Source organism: Serratia ficaria (genome assembly GCF_900187015.1).
In the GTDB taxonomy this organism is placed as follows: domain Bacteria; phylum Pseudomonadota; class Gammaproteobacteria; order Enterobacterales; family Enterobacteriaceae; genus Serratia; species Serratia ficaria.
The window spans coordinates 3,692,139-3,710,727 of the sequence record NZ_LT906479.1 but is presented as its reverse complement, the minus strand read 5'-3'; the positions used below and the strand labels follow the sequence as shown (position 1 = coordinate 3,710,727).

Below are 18,589 nucleotides of genomic sequence, written 5' to 3'. Positions count from 1 at the left end.
TCGCGCCGCGTTTCCCGCCGATAGAAAGTTGCTCCTGCTCTCAGTTTTGACCTCTGGCGGTTTGCCAAATGTAACCATTTAGTTAACAATGACCCCATCAGGTCAGACCTCTTTCTGCCCGTTGCGCGACGTTATTTTCTTCAGGAGCGTTTATGAGTAAGGCACTGCCGTTGGTGACCCGTCACGGTGACCGTATCGCGATTGTAAATGGACTGCGTACCCCCTTTGCCAAACAGGCGACCGCCTATCACGGCATTCCGGCGGTGGATCTGGGAAAAATGGCGGTAAGCGAACTGTTGGCCCGCAGCGGCATTGACCCGGCGCTGATCGAGCAACTGGTGTTCGGCCAGGTGGTGCAAATGCCGGAGGCGCCGAACATCGCGCGTGAAATCGTGCTCGGCACCGGCATGAGCGTGCATACCGACGCCTACAGCGTATCGCGCGCCTGCGCCACCAGTTTCCAGGCCATCGCCAACGTGGCGGAAAGCATCATGGCCGGCAGCGTCGGCATCGGCATCGCCGGCGGCGCCGATTCGTCCTCGGTGCTGCCGATCGGCGTCAGCAAAGCGCTGGCGCGCACCCTGGTGGATGTCAATAAGGCGCGCACCCTGTCGCAACGCCTCAAATTGTTCGGCCGATTGAAATTCCGCGATCTGATGCCGGTGCCGCCGGCGGTGGCGGAATACTCCACCGGCCTGCGCATGGGCGACACCGCCGAGCAAATGGCGAAAAGCCACGGCATCACCCGGGAAGAACAGGACGCGCTGGCGCACCGTTCCCATCAGCTGGCGGCCAAGGCCTGGGAGCAGGGCTGGCTGCGGGACGAGGTCATGACCGCCTACGTGCCGCCGTACCGGGCGCAAATCGCCGAAGACAACAATGTCCGCAAAGATTCCAGCCTGGCCTCCTACGCCAGGCTGAAACCGGCGTTCGATCGCAAACACGGCAGCGTGACCGCGGCCAACAGCACGCCGTTGACCGACGGCGCGGCGGCGGTGCTGATGATGAGCGAGTCGCGCGCCAAAGAGCTGGGCCTGCAGCCGCTGGGTTATCTGCGCAGCTTCGCCTTCGCCGCCATCGACGTGTGGGAAGACATGCTGCTCGGCCCGTCCTACGCCACGCCGCTGGCGCTGGATCGCGCCGGCATCGGCCTGGCCGATCTGACGTTGATCGACATGCACGAGGCCTTCGCCGCGCAGACCCTGGCCAACCTGAAAATGTTCGCCAGCGATGAGTTCGCCCGGCAAAAACTGGGGCGCAGCCAGGCGATCGGCGCGGTGGACATGGATAAATTCAACGTATTGGGCGGCTCGATCGCTTACGGCCACCCGTTTGCCGCCACCGGCGCGCGCATGATCACCCAGACGCTGCACGAGCTGAAACGCCGCGGCGGCGGGCTGGGCCTGGCTACCGCCTGCGCAGCCGGAGGGTTAGGGGCCGCAATGATCGTGGAGGTGGAATAATGAGCTTCGAAAACGCATTGCACGAACAGCGGGCCAAACCTTCGGCTTTTCAGTTGACGCTGCGCCCGGACAATATCGGCGTGATCACCATCGACGTGCCGGGCGAAAAGGTCAATACGCTGAAGGCCGAGTTCGTCGAACAGGTGAATGACGTGCTGCTCAAGGCGCAGCAACATCCGGCGTTGGAAGGGCTGGTGATTATCTCCGGCAAGCCGGATTCGTTTATCGCCGGCGCCGACATTACCATGATTGCCGCCTGCGCCAGCGCCAAAGAGGCCGAAACGCTGGCGAAGAAGGGGCAAAGCACCCTGGCGCAGATCGCCGCTTTCCCGGTGCCGGTAGTGGCGGCGATCCACGGCGCCTGCCTGGGGGGCGGGCTGGAGCTGGCGTTGGCCTGCCACAGCCGGGTGTGTTCGCTGGATGATAAAACCGCGCTCGGGCTGCCGGAAGTGCAGCTGGGGCTCTTGCCGGGCTCCGGCGGCACCCAGCGTTTACCGCGCCTGATTGGCGCCGGCAAGGCGCTGGACATGATCCTGACCGGCCGGCACATCCGCGCGCGGCAGGCGTTGCGCATGGGGTTGGTGGACGACGCCGTGCCGCAGTCGATTTTATTGCAGACCGCCATCGAGCGGGTGAAATTGGGCTGGCAAAGCGCGCGCGCGCTGCCGTGGCAGGAGCGTTTGCTCAATGGGCCGCTGGGCAGGAGCTTGCTGTTCAGCATCGTCCGTAAAAAAACCTTGGCGAAAACCCACGGCAATTATCCGGCGGCGGAGCGCATCATTCAGGTGGTGCGCACCGGGCTGGATCAGGGCAGCGCCAGCGGTTACGAAGCCGAGGCGCGCGCCTTCGGCGAGCTGGCGATGACGCCGCAGTCGGCGGCTTTGCGCAGCCTGTTCTTCGCCTCCACCGCGCTGAAGAAAGAGCGGGGCGGCAATGCGCAGCCGCACGCGCTGCATCGCGTCGGCATTCTGGGCGGCGGCCTGATGGGCGGCGGCATCGCCTGCGTGACCGCCACGCGCGGCGGCTTGCCGGTGCGGATTAAAGACGTCAACGAAAGCGGCATCAACCACGCGCTCAAGTACAGCTGGGAGGCGCTCGGCAAGCGGGTGCGCACTAAGCGCATGCGCCCGGCGGAGCGGCAAAAGCAGATGATGCTGATCTCCGGCTCCAGCGACTACACCGGCTTCGAGCAGGCGGACATCGTGGTAGAGGCGGTGTTTGAAGATCTGGCGCTGAAGCAGCAGATGGTTGCTGAAATCGAACGGCACGCCGCGCCGCATACCGTCTTCGCCTCCAACACCTCGTCGCTGCCGATCGGCCAAATCGCCGCCCAGGCGCAGCGGCCGCAGCAGGTGATCGGCCTGCACTATTTCAGCCCGGTCGATAAAATGCCGCTGGTGGAGGTGATCCCGCATGCCGGCACCAGCGAAGAAACCATCGCCACCACCGTGGCGTTGGCGCACAAACAGGGCAAGACGGCGATTGTGGTGGCCGACCGCGCCGGTTTTTACGTCAATCGCATTCTGGCGCCCTATATTAATGAAGCGGCGCGCTGCCTGCTGGAAGGTGAGCCGATCGAGTCGCTGGACAAGGCGTTGGTGGACTTCGGTTTCCCGGTGGGGCCGATCACCCTGCTGGACGAGGTCGGCATCGACGTCGGCACCAAGATAATCCCGGTGCTGGTGGCGGCGTTGGGCGAGCGCTTCGCCGCGCCCGCCGCCTTCGACGCGGTGCTGAAAGACGGGCGCAAGGGGCGCAAGAACGGCCGCGGTTTCTATTTGTACCCGAGCGAAGGCCAGCAACGCCAGCGGCGCAAACGCGCCGACACGTCGTTATACCTCCTGCTGGGCATCACGCCGAAATCGCACCTGCAGCCGGCGACCATCGCCCAACGCTGCGTGATGATGATGCTGAACGAGGCGGCGCGCTGCCTGGACGAAGGCGTGATCCGCAGCGCGCGCGATGGCGACATCGGGGCGGTGTTCGGCATCGGTTTCCCGCCGTTCCTCGGCGGCCCGTTCCGTTATATGGATGAACTCGGGGCCGAGAAAGTGGTGAAAACGCTGGAATACCTGCAGCAGCAATACGGCGAGCACTTTGCGCCCTGCGACAGGCTGCAGCGCATGGCGCGCCAGGGCGAGCGTTTTTACCCGCAGGGGCGCTGACGCAGGGCGGCCCGATTTGCACTATAGTTGCAGCAGGGCCGCATTGTGATCGCCATCACTCCTTGCAAAGCCTGCAATCCCGGCCCCTGTACAGGGAGATAGGGGAGGGGTAAGTTAGGCCGATGGCGGCAAAAGACTGACCGCCATCAATAAATTTCATGGTCAAACGGTTAAAATTTAACCCGTTGAATTGCTTGTTATGTGAGCAGTTGATTCACATCCGGACGCGGTTGATGTAAAAAACAGCGTTTTCTTTACGTGAACTTTCAGGCAAAATGCCCGGCCGCCATAGAGAGACGGCGCGTTATCGTTTCAAGGCTTCGGCTTTGGGGTTGTAAAACTCGGCGGTACAGCACGCTCGGCGTTTCTGTATAGCGTTATTTTGTCAACAACAGCGGTGCAATATGCAAGTTTTGATTATGCGTCACGGAGAGGCGGCACTCGATGCGGCCAGCGATGCGGTAAGGCCTCTTACCCTCTGCGGTCGTGATGAGTCTCGTCAGATGGCGGCCTGGTTGAACACCAAGTCTGTGGATATCGAACGCGTGCTGGTCAGCCCCTATCTGCGGGCCGAACAGACGCTGGCGACGGTGCGTGAAGCCCTGACGCTGCCGGAGGGCGAAGAAGTGCTGCCCGAGCTGACGCCCGGCGGGGACGCCGGACGCGTAGGCAGCTACCTGCAAGCGCTGGCGCTGCAGGGGGTTAGCTCGGTGCTGATCGTCTCTCACTTGCCGCTGGTGGGTTATCTGGTGGCCGAACTGTGCCCGGGCGAATGCCCGCCGATGTTCGCCACTTCCGCCATCGCCAATGTCGATCTGGCGGCCGACGGCAGCTACGGCAAGTTCGAATGGCAGGTGAGTCCGTCGCAGGTGATGGCCAAGGTCTGAACTGCCGCTGACGGTACCGATAAAAAGGGCGATGTCTGACATCGCCCTTGGTCGTTTTTGCGGGTTACTCCGCCAGCTCGACCAGCAGCAGGATGGCCGCGTTGCCGCCCCATTCCTTCGGCGCCTGGTGAAACGCCAGTACGTCGGGGTGCTGCGCCAGCCACAGCGGCGTTTGCTGCTTGAGAATGTGTTTGCCGTGGCCGTGCATCACGCAGGCGCAGTGCACGTGTTCACGCTTGCAGGCGGCGATCAGCGCCCCGAGCTCCTGCTTGGCCTGCATTTGGGTCAGGCCGTGCAAATCGAGAAACAGATCCGGCGAATAGTCGCCGCGGCGCAGTTTTTTCAGCTCGAACGGGCTGTAACCCGGGCGCACATAGCGCGTCGGGCCTTCCTCTTCCAGCTGCGGCTGATACTCATCAGAGAAATAATAGCTCGCGTCGACCTGCTCCTGCAGCAGACGCTGCGGCGCCACCTGTTTTATCTTCGGCTTGGGCGGGCGGTGGACGATGGTGTCCTGTCGCAGTTTTTTCGCGCCCGCAACCGACTCTCTGAAGAGCTGCAGTTCATCTTTGCTCAGAGGGTGCTTGTTCTTCATTCTTCATTCACCGGAAATCATGTATCGCGCTAGTTTACCTTGTGAACGAGCGCTGTCGACGCAAAACTCGGGCCAGAATGAAAAGCGCAAGGGGTTAGCGTGATTTGTCGCGGGCTTCATGGCAAACTATGCGGCTAAATCATGAATCACAGTGCCTGCCGGAGGGCAAATTGGACAAAATTTTCGTCGACGAAGCAGTGAACGAGCTGCACACCATTCAGGATATGCTGCGCTGGGCGGTGAGCCGCTTCAACGCCGCCAATATCTACTATGGTCACGGAACCGATAATCCGTGGGACGAAGCGGTGCAATTGGTGCTGCCAAGCCTGTTCCTGCCGTTGGATATTCCAGAGGACATGCACACCGCACGTTTGACCTCCAGCGAACGCCACCGCATCGTTGAGCGCGTGATCCGCCGCGTCAACGAGCGTATCCCGGTCGCCTACCTGACCAACAAGGCCTGGTTCTGCGGCATGGAGTTCTACGTGGACGAACGCGTGTTGGTGCCGCGCTCGCCGATTGGCGAGCTGATCAACGATCGCTTCAGCGCGCTGATCCCGCACCCGCCGCGCCATATTCTCGACATGTGCACCGGCAGCGGCTGCATCGCCATCGCCTGCGGCTACGCCTTCCCGGAGGCGGAAGTGGACGCGGTGGATATCTCCAGCGAAGTGCTGGCGGTAACCGAGCGCAACATTCAGGCGCACGGCGTCGAACACCAGGTGATCCCGATCCGCTCCGACCTGTTCCGCGACGTTCCCGCGATCCAGTACGATCTGATCGTCACCAACCCGCCGTATGTGGACGCGGAAGACATGTCCGATCTGCCGCAGGAGTTCCGCTTTGAACCGGAGCTGGGCCTGGCGGCGGGCAGCGACGGCCTGAAGCTGGTGCGCCGCATCCTGGCCTGCGCGCCGGATTACCTCAGCGACGACGGCGTGCTGATTTGTGAAGTGGGCAACAGCATGGTACATCTGATGGAACAATATCCGGATGTTCCGTTCACCTGGCTGGAGTTCGACAACGGCGGCGACGGCGTATTCATGCTGACCAAACAGCAACTGATTGATTGCAAGGCGCACTTCAGCATCTACCGCAGCTAAGCATAATGACGGGCCCGCCACGCCGGGCCCCATAACGATAATGACTAACGGTAAGGAGCCGTGATGGCAGGAAACAGTATTGGGCAGATTTTCCGCGTCACCACTTTTGGTGAATCTCACGGGGTAGCCCTGGGTTGTATCGTCGACGGCGTACCGCCCGGCATCCCGCTCACCGAAGCCGATTTGCAGCACGATCTGGACCGCCGCCGTCCAGGCACCTCTCGTTACACCACCCAGCGTCGCGAACCGGATCAGGTGCGCATTCTCTCCGGCGTCTTCGAGGGCGTGACCACCGGCACCAGCATCGGGCTGATGATCGAAAATACCGACCAGCGCTCGCAGGATTACAGCGCCATCAAGGACGTGTTCCGTCCGGGGCACGCCGACTACACCTACGAGCAGAAATACGGCCTGCGCGACTACCGCGGCGGCGGCCGCTCTTCGGCGCGCGAAACCGCGATGCGCGTGGCGGCCGGGGCGATCGCCAAGAAGTATCTGCAGCAGAAGTTCGGCGTGCAGGTGCGCGGTTATCTGGCGCAGATCGGCGACGTGACCTGCGAATTGAAAGACTGGGATCAGGTCGAACAAAACCCGTTCTTCTGCCCGGATCCGGACAAGCTGGCGGCACTGGACGAACTGATGCGCGCGCTGAAGAAAGAGGGCGATTCGATCGGCGCCAAGGTCAGCGTGATTGCCGAAAACGTGCCGGTCGGCCTGGGCGAACCGGTATTTGACCGCCTGGACGCCGATCTGGCGCATGCGCTGATGAGCATCAACGCGGTCAAAGGCGTAGAAATCGGCGACGGCTTTGGCGTGGTGACCAAGCGCGGCAGCGAAAACCGCGATGAAATCACCCCGGAAGGCTTCCAGAGCAACCATGCGGGCGGCATCCTCGGCGGCATCAGCAGCGGCCAGCCGGTGATCGCGCATCTGGCGCTCAAGCCGACCTCCAGCATTATGGTGCCGGGCCGCACCATCAATCGTCAGGGCGAGGCGGTGGAGATGGTGACCCGCGGTCGTCACGACCCTTGCGTGGGGATCCGCGCGGTGCCGATCGCCGAAGCGATGATGGCGATTGTGCTGATGGATCACCTGCTGCGCCAGCGGGCGCAAAACGGTGATGTGGCTTCCGACGTTCCGCGCTGGTAATAACCATGAAAAACTGGATGTTGGGCCTGGTTGCCCTGATGGCGTCAGGCTCCGCCATGGCGTTGACGCCGTGGCAGAAGATAGACCACCCGGTGGGCGGGGCGTCGCAGGCGGTGGGCGGCTTCGCCAACGGCTGCATTATCGGCGCCCAGCCGCTGCCGCTGAATTCGCCGGATTATCAGGTGATGCGCACCGATCAGCGCCGCTATTTCGGCCACCCGGACCTGCTGGCGTTCATTCAGCGCCTCAGCAGCAAGGCGAACCAGAAAGCGCTGGGCACCGTGCTGATCGGCGACATGGCGATGCCGGCCGGCGGGCGCTTCAGCAGCGGCCACGCCAGCCATCAGTCAGGGCTGGATGTCGACATCTGGCTGCAGCTGCCGCGCCAGCGCTGGAGCGCGCAGCAGCTGCTGAAACCGCAGCCGATCGATCTGGTGTCTAGCGACGGCAAGCAGGTGGTGGCGCGCCAGTGGCAGCCGCAGATCGGATCCTTAATCAAACTGGCGGCGCAGGACGTTGAGGTGACGCGCATCTTCGTCAACCCGGCGATCAAGCAGCGTCTGTGCCTGGACGCCGGCGCCGACCGCGACTGGCTGCACAAGGTGCGCCCATGGTTCGGCCACCGCGCGCACATGCACGTGCGCCTGCGTTGCCCGGCCGGCAGCCTGGAGTGCAAAGAGCAGGATCCGCCGCCGCCGGGCGACGGTTGCGGCGCGGAGCTGGCGAGCTGGTTCGTGCCGCATCAACCGAGCGCCAAACCGGGTAAGCCGGTGCCGCCGCCGTTACCGCCTACCTGTCAGGCATTGCTGGATAATCACTTCGCAGCGGAATAATAAATGGACTGGTTAGTCGTTGGCCCCGAGATGCTCGGGGTTTTGTTTGCCGTGGCGCTGCTGGCGGGGTTCATCGACTCCATCGCCGGCGGCGGCGGGTTGCTGACGGTGCCGGCGCTGCTGGCGGTTGGGGTTCCCCCGGCGCAGGCGCTGGCGACCAACAAGCTGCAATCGGTAGGCGGTTCTTTCTCCGCCAGCCTGTACTTTATTCGCCGCGGCGCGGTAAACCTCAAAGAACAGAAGCTGACCATTCTGCTGACGCTGATTGGCTCGATCATCGGGGCGATCCTGGTGCAGCACATGCGCGCCGATCTGCTGCGGCAGATGCTGCCGCTGCTGGTGATTGGCATCGGCCTGTATTTCCTGCTGATGCCGCGGCTGGGTGAGGAAGATCGCCAGCGTCGCCTGAGCGCCTTGCCCTTCGGTCTGGTGGCCGGCGGCTGCGTTGGCTTCTACGACGGTTTCTTCGGCCCCGGCGCCGGTTCTTTCTATGCGTTGGCCTACGTGACGCTGTGCGGTTTTAACCTCGCCAAGTCCACCGCGCACGCCAAGGTGCTGAACTTCACCTCCAACGTCGGCGGGCTGGCGCTGTTCATCATCGGCGGCAAGGTGGTGTGGAGCCTCGGCCTGGTGATGCTGGTGGGGCAGGTGTTGGGCGCGCGCCTGGGGGCGCACATGGTGTTGACCCGCGGCCAAAAGCTGATACGCCCGATGATCGTGATCGTTTCGCTGGTGATGAGCTGCAAGCTGCTGTACGACAATCACGGCGCCGAAATTCAGCAGTGGCTGGCGCTGCATATTTAGCATGCCAGGCGAGCATTAAAGTGGAATAATCACCGCTTTATTTTTGTGGTTATAGAGTTTTTTATTTATGTCAGACACGCAGACAACCCATCAATACGAACAGCTGATCGCTATTTTCAATCGGTGCTTCAGCGATGATTACAACACCCGGCTGGTCAGGGGCGACGATGAGCCGATCTACCTGCCGGCCGATGACGAGCTGCCGTACCACCGCATCGTTTTCGCCCACGGCTTTTACGCCAGCGGCCTGCATGAGATCTCGCACTGGTGCATCGCCGGCGAGGCGCGCCGCAAACGGGTGGACTTCGGTTACTGGTATTGCCCGGACGGGCGCGACGCGCAGACCCAGAGCGAGTTCGAAGCGGTGGAGGTCAAGCCGCAGGCGCTGGAGTGGATGTTCTGCGTGGCGGCCGGTTTTCCGTTCAACGTCAGCTGCGACAACCTGAACGGCGACTGCGAGCCGGATCGCGTCGCGTTCCAGCGCAAGGTGCGCGCCCGGGTGCTGCAGCTGCTGGAGCAGGGAATACCCACAAGGCCCGCGCGCTTTATTCAGGCGCTGCAATCGTTCTACAATACGCCACCGTTGGCGGCCGAGCATTTTCCCTACCCGGAAGATCTCAACTGACGCCACTGCTTGTTATTTTATGAGGAAATTTGATGATCGCAGAATTCGAAGCGCGCATTCTGGCGCTGATTGATGACATGGTAGAGCACGCCAGCGATGATGAACTGTTTGCCGGTGGCTACCTGCGCGGTCATCTGACGCTGGCGGTCGCCGAGGCGGAAGAGCAGGGCGAGCACACCGCCGAAGCGCTGAAGACGCGGGTTGAAAGCAGCCTGAACAAGGCGATTACCGCCGGTGAGCTGTCGCCGCCGGACCAGGCGCTGGTGCGCGGCATGTGGGAAAACCTGTACCAGACGGCGCTGCCGACCGCCTGACGCTCTTTTCGGGGCGCGTTTCTCGCGCCCCGTTATCTCGCTTAAACCGCACGCCCCTTCAACAGCTTGCGCACCCACATTCGGTTGGGATTCAACGCCGCCAGCATCTTCGCATCGCCCGGCAGGGGTTCGCCGAACAGCTGCGCCGCCAGAATTTCCGCCGCCAGCGGCGCCGAACATAGCCCGCGCGATCCCAACCCGCCGATAACGAACAGGCCCGGGTACGCCGGCGCTTCGGCAACGGCTTCGCCGCGCTGATTTTGCCGCTGCAGGTTTTGGTACTGCGCCAGCGTGGCCTGATAGTCCGGCAGCGCGCCGACCATCGGCAGGTGGTCGCGGGTGGCGCTGCGCACGCCGCAGCGCGCCTGCCGGGCGCTGACGTCCACCTGCTGCGGCCACTCCTGCTCCGGCAGGCAGCGCAGCAGGCGCGCGCGGTTATCCTGCTGTTCTTCTTCACGGTAGTCGGTGTCGGTATCGCCGCGCTGATAGCTGGCGCCGATGCAGTGCTGGCCGTTGTCGGCGTTCACCGGCGTCAGATAACCGTCGTAGCACAGCACCTGTTTCAGTGGGCTCAGGGCCGGCGTAGTGGGGATGTGCGAAACCTGGCCGCGCACCGCATACAGCGGCAGAGCCTCCGTCGGCGCCAGGTCGGCCAGGCGATGGCCGTTGGCCAGGATCACCGTCGCATGCCGCGCGCTTTCGCCGTTGGCGAAGTCGACCCGCCAGCCGGCGTCTTGGCGGCTCAGCGCCCGCGCGTCGAATTCATACCGGCAGGTCATGCCCAGCTTGCGCGCCAGCTCGATGGCGCTGCGGGTCAGTTCGGCCGGGCACAGCCAGCCGCCCAGCGGGTAGGTAATGCCGCCGAAGCCGCTGTCGACGCCGCACAGTTCGCTGAGCGCCGGGCGGTCGACCGCCATCGCCAGCGCCGCCGGCCGTTCCACCTTCAATATATTGGCAATCTTGGCGGCGCTTTTGTCGTCATAGGCCAGCTGGCTGACGCCGCACCATTGATGGGCGAAGCTCACGCCCTGGCGCAGCAAAGCGTCGTACTGGCGACGCGCGAAGGGAAAGGCGGCGCTGAAGAAGCTCTCCAGCGCATCGCCGCTGCCGTTAAGCAGCGGGTAAAGCGCCCCCTGGCGGTTGCCGGAGGCGCCGGCGGCCGGCTGCGCATCCGCACAGTACAGCGTGACGCGGGCGCCGCGTCGCAGCAGGGCCAGCGCGGCGAGGGCGCTGGCGACGCCGCCGCCGATGATGGCGATATCGGCGGTATTTTCCGCCGCCGGCCGATGGAACCAGGGGGCGGGATGCGGCGCGGCGGGCGCATCGGCCGGCAGTTCACCGGCGAGCATCTCGCGCTTCTGGCCGAAGCCTTTGCAGCGGTTTACCTGAAATCCCGCCTGCTGCAGCCCGCGCCGTACAAAGCCGGCGGCGGTGAAGGTGGCGAAGCTGCCTTGCGGGCGGGCGAAGCGCGCCATGGCGGCAAACAGCCGTTCGGTCCACATATCGGGATTTTTGGAAGGCGCAAAGCCGTCGAGGAACCAGGCGTCGATCTGGTTATCCATACTGGCGTCGAAATGCGGCAGCAGTTCGTTGACGTCGCCGAACCACAGATCTAGGGTAATGCGGCCTTCGGCCAGCAGCAGGCGGTGGCAACCCGGCAGCGGCAGCGGCCACTGGGCGCGCAGCTCCTCGGCGTAGGGCGCCAGCTCCGGCCAGCGCGCATGCGCCGCCGCCAGATCGGCCTGCTGCAGCGGGAATTTTTCGAAGCTGATAAAGTGCAGGCGCTGCAGCCGGGCCGCCGGCTGCGCCTGGCGAAAGGCGGCAAAGGCCTGCCACAGGGTTAAAAAGTTGAGCCCGGTGCCGAAGCCGGTCTCCGCCACCACGAACAGCGGGCGAGGGTGAGCGGCAAAGCGCTGCGGCAGCCGATTGCCGCCGAGAAACACGTAACGGGTTTCTTCCAGCCCATCCTGATTGGAAAAATAGACGTCATCAAACTGTTTCGAAACAGGTGTACCCTGTTCATTCCAGGTTAGCGTTGCGGTTTGGATGGGGGCATGGCTCACGGTCGGTAGCTCGTAACTCAAGGGATGACGCGAATTCTAACGGCGCTGGCGCCGTGGCGCAAACTGGATAAGAATAAAGCTGAAAAACGCTGATCGGACTTGTTCGGCGTACATCTGTACGCTAAAGTGCGAGGCAAAATCCCGTAGGTAAATAGTGGAAGAGGTATTGAATGAAACGTGCAGTGATTACTGGCCTGGGAATCGTCTCCAGCATTGGTAATAACCAGCAGGAGGTCCTGGCGAGCCTGCAGGAAGGTCGTTCTGGGATCACTTTCTCCCAGGAGCTGAAAGATTCCGGCATGCGTAGTCACGTATGGGGCGATGTTAAACTGGACACTACCGGTCTGATCGACCGTAAAGTGATGCGCTTCATGAGCGACGCGTCCGTTTATGCCTATCTTTCCATGGAAGAAGCTATCAAGGATTCCGGCCTGGCCGCGGATCAGGTGTCCAACGATCGTACCGGCCTGGTGGTCGGTTCCGGCGGCGGTTCGCCACGCAACCAGGTTGCCGGCTCCGACGGCATGCGCGCCAAAGGCCTGCGCGGCGTTGGCCCGTACATGGTGACCAAGGCCATGGCCTCCGGCGTTTCCGCCTGCCTGGCGACCCCGTTCAAAATCCGCGGCGTCAACTACTCCATCAGCTCCGCCTGCGCCACCTCCGCACACTGCATCGGCCACGCGGTCGAGCTGATCCAACTGGGCAAGCAGGACGTGGTGTTCGCCGGCGGCGGCGAAGAGCTGTGCTGGGAAATGGCCTGCGAGTTCGATGCGATGGGCGCGCTGTCCACCAGCTACAACGACACGCCGGAAAAAGCCTCCCGTACCTATGACTCCGCGCGTGACGGTTTCGTCATCGCCGGCGGCGGCGGCATGGTGGTGGTTGAAGAACTGGAACACGCTCTGGCGCGCGGCGCGCATATCTATGCGGAAATCATCGGTTACGGCGCGACTTCCGACGGCGCCGACATGGTGGCTCCATCGGGTGAAGGCGCGGTGCGCTGCATGAAGATGGCGCTGCAGGGCGTCGACACCCCAATCGACTACATGAACGTGCACGGCACCTCCACGCCGGTTGGCGACGTGAAGGAATTGGGCGCCATTCGTGAAGTCTTTGGCGACAACACCCCGGCCATCTCGTCCACCAAGGCGATGACCGGTCACTCTCTGGGCGCCGCCGGCGTGCAGGAAGCGATCTACAGCCTGCTGATGGTCGAGCACGGTTTTATCGCGCCAAGCATCAACATCGATAACCTCGACGAACAGGCCGCGGGCATGAACATCGTGACACAGCCGACTAAACGCGAGCTGAACACCGTGATGTCCAACAGCTTCGGCTTCGGCGGCACCAACGCCACCCTGGTGATGCGCAAGCTGCAGAAGTAATCCGTTTTATCGGTTGGACAAGCCCGCTCCCGAGCGGGCTTTTTATTGCCCGCCGTTCCGCCGCTCGGAGTTTTCCCAAATAACATCCTTTGACACATCATTACCTCGTCATTACAGGGTTTGCGCATACAATAGCCAGGTAGCGAAACCGTCGCGCGGCGTAGCGTTTCAACGTAATCGTACATAGAGGCAAGAAGTATGAAAAAGTTAATTGCGGTTGGGTTACTGTCGGCCGTGCTGGCCGGATGCGCCACCGATTCTCCCTGCGTCCCGGTCTATGACGATCAGGGGCGTTTGGTGCACACCAACACCTGCATGAAGGGCACCACGCAGGATAACTGGGAAACCGCAGGCGCCATCGCCGGCGGCGCGGCGGCGGTTGCCGGCCTGACGCTCGGCATCATTGCGTTGACCAAGTAATCTTTCGTCATCCGTAACGGATGACATGAGAAAAAGCCCGGCATCGCTGCCGGGCTTTTTTTATATCACTGCAGTAAAAACGCCTTGAACTGCGGCGTCATTACCGCGCTGAACCCCTCGTCGGTTTTGCTGATCAGATACACCGCCAACCCTTTCTCTTCCGCCAGCTTGAGCGCCTTTTCGCTGCCCAGCACCATCAGCCCGGTGTCCCAGCCGTCCGCCTCCAGCGCGGTGGGGGCGATCACCGTGGCGGACACCAGCCGGTGATCAATCGGCCGGCCGGTGGTCGGATCGATCACGTGCGAATAGCGATGGCCGTCCTGCTCGAAATAGTTGCGGTAGCTGCCGGCGGTGCTGATGCCATAGCCTTGCAGATCGACCAGCGCCTGCACCGCATTCTCGCGGTCGGTCGGCTTCTGGATCGCCACGCGCCAGGGTTTGCCCTGGCCGTTAACGCCGCGGGAAGAGACGGCGCCCCCGACCGACACCAGATAGTTGGTAATGCCGTTGCGCGCCATCAGCCGCACCAGTTCATCGGCGCCATAGCCTTCGCCCAGCGTCGAAAGGTCGACGTACATGTTCGGCAGGTCTTTCTGCAGCCATTCGCCCCGGCTGTCGCTCAACAGTTTCAGATGCTGCAGACCGACGTTCTGTTTCGCCGCGTCGATCTGCCGCGCATCCGGCGCTTTGACCACCCGTTTGTCCGGGCCAAAGCCCCACAGGTTCACCAGCGGGCCGACGGTAATGTCCATGGCGCCGCCGGTATCGCGGCCGATGCGCTGAGCCATCAGGATGATGTCCGCCATGCCGCGCGGGATAGGCTGCGGATCGGCGCTGCGGGACTGGTTAAAGCGCGACAGCACCGAATCGGCGCGATAGGTGGAGATGTCGTCGTTGGCCCGTTCGAGCACCGCATCGATCTGCCGCCGCAGCTGCTGCGGGCTGATGGCGATGTCTCCGCTGACCTTAACGCTGTAAAAGGTGCCCATGGTTTTGCCGTCGATATCGATCTGGCGGGATTGCGGGTCATTGCAGGCGGCAAGCAGGCTGAACAATGCGCTCAGCAGCAGCCCTTTGGCGAAAGCCTTAGCCATAAAATATCCTTTGAAGCCGTCAAAGGCGCTACAAATAAAGTAAAGCGCGGCAAATTGAAAGCGGATAACGCTAAAATAGCATTTTGCTGGCGTTAAAGCCGCGCCTGAGCTAACGTCAGGCTCTTCATTTCCGCTTAGGTTGCAAGCTGCCAACATGAGTTCAACCGCCGTCGCCCGGCTTATCCGGCCCTTTCTCCGCGATCGTTTTTTGCATGTTTTACTGTTGGCGGGCGCGGCGATGTTCGCCTTGCATCCGCAGACGTTGCCTGAGCTGGCCGGGTTCATCGACGGCCGCACCCTCATTACCCTGTTGGGGCTGATGCTGCTGACCAAGGGCGTCGAGGTCAGCGGCTATTTCGATTTTATCGGCCGTAAAATTATCACCGGTTTGCGCAGCGAACGGCGGTTGGCGCTGTTTTTGGTGTTTTCCGCCGCGCTGCTGTCGTCGTTTCTCACCAACGATGTGGCGCTGTTTATCGTGATCCCGCTGACCATCACGCTGAAAAAGCTGTCGGCGCTGCCGGTTGGCCGCTTGATCGTCTTTCAGGCGCTGGCGGTGAATGCCGGCTCGCTGCTGACGCCGATCGGCAACCCGCAGAACATCTTGCTGTGGAGCCGCTCGTCGCTGTCTTTTCTCGGCTTTATCGGCCAGATGGCGCCGTTCGGCGCCGCGATGATGCTCAGCCTGTTGGCGTTGGCCTGGCTGTGCTTCCCGGCGCGCGCGATGGCGAAAGCGCCGCATACCGAGGGATATCCCTATCGGCGGCCGTTGCTGCTGAGCTGCGTGGCGCTGTATGCGATTTTCCTGCTGTGCCTCGATTTCAATCTGGCGCTCTATGGGCTGCTGGCGGTGTTCGCCGGCTTTCTGCTGCTGGCGCGGCGAGTGCTGCTGCAGATTGACTGGAGCCTGATCTTCGTATTTATCGCCATGTTCATCGACGTCGGCCTGTTTACCCGGTTGCCGGCGGTTCAGCCCGGCTTCGCCGCCATTTCCACGCTGGGCGACGGCGGGATTTACGCGCTGGGCATCGGGCTATCGCAGCTCATCAGCAACGTGCCGGCCACCATTCTGCTGCTTAACACCCTGCCTTCCAACGCGCTGCTGGCCTACGCGGTCAACGCCGGCGGTTTTGGGCTGGCGATAGGATCGATGGCCAACCTGATCGCGTTGCGCATGTCGGGCGAGCGCAAGATCTGGCTGACCTTCCATTATTACTCGCTGCCGCTGCTGGCCTGGAGCGCCCTGGCCGGTTGGCTGTTGCTGTAAAAGGCCGGCCTGCGCCTAGCCGCGCGCCGCCAGCAGGCAGATGCTGCGCGTGACCTGATACGATTTTACGAAGGCGCTGACGGGCAGAAACTCGAAGCGCGAGTGGAAGTTGTGCGCGCCGGTAAAGTAGTTGGGCGTCACCAATCCGCGGCTGGACAGGGCCGCGCCGTCGGTGCCGCCGCGCATCGGGATCACCTTGGGCGGAATGCCGTGGGCGGCGAGCGCGCCGAAAATCAGCTCGATGGCGCGGCGGTCCTCGCCGAGCGAATTGCTGATGTTGCCGTAAATATCGGTGACGCTGCAGCTGACCTTGGCGCGCGGATAGTGGGCCGCCACCTGGCGCACCACCTCTTCGAGGCGCGCTTTGCGCGCGTTGAACGCCGCCAGGTCGAAATCCCTGATCGACACCTTCAGCGTGGCCTGGTTGGCGTTGGCGGTCAGTTCGTTGAACCAGAAATAGCCCTCGCGGCCTTCGGTATGCTCCGGCGTGTCTTGCGCGTCGAACTGGTTGATGATGTCGGTGGCGACGCGTATCGGGTTAATCAGCACGTTTTTCGCCGACATCGGGTGGGCGGTCACGCCCTCGATGCGGATCTCCGCCGCCGCCGCATTGAAGTTTTCATACACCACTTCGCCCAGCTCGCAGCAGTCGATGGTGTAAGCGAAGTCGACGTCAAAACGTTTCAAGTCCAGCGCCTTGGCGCCGCGCAGGCCGATTTCTTCGTCCGGCACGAACGCCACCAGAATATCGCCGTGGCGATCGGCGGCGCTCAGGTTGGCCAGCAGGGTCATCACCACGGTGACCGCGGCCTTGTTGTCGGCGCCGAGCACGCTGGTGCCGTCGCTGAAAATAATGTCTTCATCCCGGTAGGCGAGGATCTCCGGATGCTCTGCGGTGCGCAGCCAGATGTCCCGTTCGGCATTGAGACAGAGATCCTGGCCGCTAAAGCGCAGGCGCTGCGGATGAATGTCCGGCGCCAGGCCGACGTCGACGGTGTCGATATGGGTGATAAACCCGATGCGCGGGGCGCCGGGCTGGGTGCCGGGCTTGCGGGCGGTGACGGTGGCGTGCTCATCGATCTGCACGTTTTCCAGCCCGAGCTGGCGCAGCTCGTCCGCCAGCAGCTGCGCCATCTCGTGTTGGCCGGGCGTGCTGGGCAGGGTGGCGGCGGATGCGTCGCTCTGGCTGGTTACCGCCAGATAACGGAAGAAACGTTCGGTAAGCTGTTCGGCAATCGGGCTGGTCATCAGGGTTCCTCGACGTGGGCAATCCATCGGTTTTAAAACTAAATCAGCCGATTGTCCAATCGTACAATGCGTTAACCGCCGGAATGCGAGGCGTCGCGCAGAATCAAAAAATAGCGGCGCAACGAGGAAAACGTCGCGGGTTTCTGCGGCAGAATCGTGGTTAGCAGGGGGCCGGGGAGCGCCCGCCATACCCCATCCAAACGTCAAGGAGAGTCCATGAATACCGGTCATGCTTTACTTATCACTTTGTTATCTTTGGGAATGTCACACAGCGCCTGGTCGTCCACCGACGGCGGCCATGCCAACGGCAACGCCAACAGCCGCGAGGTGGCCAGCGCCCTCGGCGGGTTGAAGAACAAAACCTATGCGCTGGAGCAGGCGCCGAAGATCCGCGTCGCCAGCTTTAATATCGCCGCCGGCAAAGTCGGCGACATGAGCGCCATCGCCAGGGCGATCCGCGCGATGAACGTTGACGTGGTGGCGCTGCAGGAGGTGGACAAGCTGACCGGCCGCAGCGGCAAGGTCGATCAGGCGGCGGAGCTGGCGAAGCTGACCGGCATGCAGGTGGTGTTCGGTCGGGCGATCGACTTTGACGGCGGCGAGTACGGCCTGGCGTTTCTGTCGAAATATCCGTTGCATGACAGCGCCGTTTATCCGCTGCCGTCCGGCCAGCGCGAGCAGCGCATCGCCTTCAGCGTGCAGGTCGACGTACCGGAGTTTCCGGCGCCTATCACCCTGATCAACACCCACCTGGACACCAGGGAAGATCCGGCGATGCGCCTGGATCAGGTGCGCGAGCTGAACGATCGCACCATCGAAATGCGCGGCATCAAGCTGTTGTTCGGCGACATGAACGACGTGCCGGGCAGCGTGACCTGGACGGAGCTGAGCCGTTACTGGAACGACATCATGCCCGGCGCGCAGGATGGGCGCAGCTGGCCGGCGGAAAACGCCGAAATCAAGGTGGATTACATCTTCAGCGGCAATGCGCAGCGCTGGCATCTGGACAGCCTGACGGTGCCGAACGCCAGCGGCGACTGGAACGGCGTTCACTGGCCGGCGCTCAGCGACCATCTGCCGCTGGTGGCCGAGCTGCGGTTGACCGAGCAGTGATGTAGCCTGGGCGCGCGGCTCACTAAACGGCGCGAGCCTATCCTTTTCTTAATCAGTGGGA

Annotated in this window: 17 protein-coding genes; 13 read left to right on the top strand and 4 right to left on the bottom strand. The window is 62.6% G+C overall.

All coding sequences use genetic code 11. The features are described from left to right. The first annotated feature begins 152 nt into the window (after window positions 1-152). From fadI to sixA, 3 genes are all read left to right on the top strand, one after another. The gene (gene fadI, locus CKW09_RS17495) at window positions 153-1,463 is read left to right on the top strand and encodes an acetyl-CoA C-acyltransferase FadI (RefSeq protein ID WP_061795736.1); all 1,311 of its coding nucleotides are present in this window, start codon (window positions 153-155) and stop codon (window positions 1,461-1,463) included. Then, the gene (gene fadJ, locus CKW09_RS17490) at window positions 1,463-3,628 is read left to right on the top strand and encodes a fatty acid oxidation complex subunit alpha FadJ (protein ID WP_061795737.1); all 2,166 of its coding nucleotides are present in this window, start codon (window positions 1,463-1,465) and stop codon (window positions 3,626-3,628) included. Before fadI ends, fadJ begins: the two co-directional genes overlap by 1 nt. 404 nt (window positions 3,629-4,032) lie before the next feature. Next, on the top strand, window positions 4,033-4,515 hold the full coding sequence (gene sixA, locus CKW09_RS17480) for a phosphohistidine phosphatase SixA (RefSeq protein WP_061795738.1): 483 nt from the start codon (window positions 4,033-4,035) through the stop codon (window positions 4,513-4,515). 64 nt (window positions 4,516-4,579) lie between these two features. Here the strand turns inward: sixA and smrB are convergent, their stop codons facing one another. Further along, window positions 4,580-5,110, bottom strand: a complete 531-nt coding sequence (gene smrB, locus CKW09_RS17475) for an endonuclease SmrB (protein ID WP_061795739.1) — start codon at window positions 5,108-5,110, stop codon at window positions 4,580-4,582. Between the two features lie 170 nt (window positions 5,111-5,280). Here smrB and prmB point away from each other — a divergent pair, with 170 nt between their 5' ends. The 6 genes from prmB (at window position 5,281) to CKW09_RS17445 (ending at window position 9,938) form a co-directional block, all read left to right on the top strand. After that, a complete protein-coding gene (prmB, locus tag CKW09_RS17470) occupies window positions 5,281-6,213 on the top strand; it encodes a 50S ribosomal protein L3 N(5)-glutamine methyltransferase (protein WP_061795964.1) in 933 nt (310 codons plus the stop codon). A 63-nt stretch (window positions 6,214-6,276) separates the two neighbouring features. Continuing rightward, window positions 6,277-7,362 carry a chorismate synthase gene (gene aroC / locus CKW09_RS17465; RefSeq protein ID WP_061795740.1) on the top strand — a complete coding sequence of 362 codons (1,086 nt, stop codon included), beginning with the start codon at window positions 6,277-6,279 and terminating at the stop codon, window positions 7,360-7,362. Window positions 7,363-7,367: 5 nt separating this feature from the next. Continuing rightward, window positions 7,368-8,195 (top strand): penicillin-insensitive murein endopeptidase, encoded by an 828-nt coding sequence (gene mepA, locus CKW09_RS17460; RefSeq protein WP_061795741.1) that lies wholly within the window; start codon window positions 7,368-7,370, stop codon window positions 8,193-8,195. 3 nt (window positions 8,196-8,198) lie between these two features. Next, the gene (locus CKW09_RS17455) at window positions 8,199-8,999 is read left to right on the top strand and encodes a sulfite exporter TauE/SafE family protein (protein ID WP_061795742.1); all 801 of its coding nucleotides are present in this window, start codon (window positions 8,199-8,201) and stop codon (window positions 8,997-8,999) included. A 67-nt stretch (window positions 9,000-9,066) separates the two neighbouring features. Further along, entirely contained in the window at window positions 9,067-9,624 is a 558-nt protein-coding gene (locus CKW09_RS17450) for an elongation factor P hydroxylase (RefSeq protein WP_061795743.1), read from the top strand. A gap of 32 nt (window positions 9,625-9,656) precedes the next feature. Then, window positions 9,657-9,938: a YfcL family protein gene (locus CKW09_RS17445; protein ID WP_095098581.1), complete on the top strand. Its 282-nt coding sequence runs from the start codon at window positions 9,657-9,659 to the stop codon at window positions 9,936-9,938. Between the two features lie 41 nt (window positions 9,939-9,979). Here the strand turns inward: CKW09_RS17445 and mnmC are convergent, their stop codons facing one another. Beyond that, entirely contained in the window at window positions 9,980-12,001 is a 2,022-nt protein-coding gene (mnmC, locus tag CKW09_RS17440) for a bifunctional tRNA (5-methylaminomethyl-2-thiouridine)(34)-methyltransferase MnmD/FAD-dependent 5-carboxymethylaminomethyl-2-thiouridine(34) oxidoreductase MnmC (RefSeq protein ID WP_061795745.1), read from the bottom strand. Between the two features lie 170 nt (window positions 12,002-12,171). Between mnmC and fabB the strand changes: the two genes are divergently transcribed. Both fabB and CKW09_RS17430 read left to right on the top strand, forming a co-directional pair. After that, window positions 12,172-13,386, top strand: coding sequence for a beta-ketoacyl-ACP synthase I (fabB, locus tag CKW09_RS17435; protein ID WP_061795746.1), 1,215 nt, complete (start codon window positions 12,172-12,174; stop codon window positions 13,384-13,386). Between the two features lie 198 nt (window positions 13,387-13,584). Continuing rightward, a complete protein-coding gene (locus CKW09_RS17430; RefSeq protein ID WP_004936201.1) occupies window positions 13,585-13,806 on the top strand; it encodes a putative periplasmic lipoprotein in 222 nt (73 codons plus the stop codon). 65 nt (window positions 13,807-13,871) lie between these two features. Here CKW09_RS17430 and apbE read toward each other — a convergent pair whose 3' ends face one another. Then, window positions 13,872-14,900 carry an FAD:protein FMN transferase ApbE gene (apbE, locus tag CKW09_RS17425; RefSeq protein ID WP_061795747.1) on the bottom strand — a complete coding sequence of 343 codons (1,029 nt, stop codon included), beginning with the start codon at window positions 14,898-14,900 and terminating at the stop codon, window positions 13,872-13,874. Window positions 14,901-15,054: 154 nt separating this feature from the next. Here apbE and CKW09_RS17420 point away from each other — a divergent pair, with 154 nt between their 5' ends. Beyond that, on the top strand, window positions 15,055-16,167 hold the full coding sequence (locus CKW09_RS17420; protein ID WP_061795748.1) for an SLC13 family permease: 1,113 nt from the start codon (window positions 15,055-15,057) through the stop codon (window positions 16,165-16,167). A 15-nt stretch (window positions 16,168-16,182) separates the two neighbouring features. Here the strand turns inward: CKW09_RS17420 and pepT are convergent, their stop codons facing one another. Then, window positions 16,183-17,415 (bottom strand): peptidase T, encoded by a 1,233-nt coding sequence (gene pepT, locus CKW09_RS17415; RefSeq protein ID WP_061795749.1) that lies wholly within the window; start codon window positions 17,413-17,415, stop codon window positions 16,183-16,185. 216 nt (window positions 17,416-17,631) lie between these two features. Here pepT and CKW09_RS17410 point away from each other — a divergent pair, with 216 nt between their 5' ends. Next, the gene (locus CKW09_RS17410; protein ID WP_095098578.1) at window positions 17,632-18,528 is read left to right on the top strand and encodes an endonuclease/exonuclease/phosphatase family protein; all 897 of its coding nucleotides are present in this window, start codon (window positions 17,632-17,634) and stop codon (window positions 18,526-18,528) included. The last annotated feature ends 61 nt before the right edge of the window (window positions 18,529-18,589 follow it).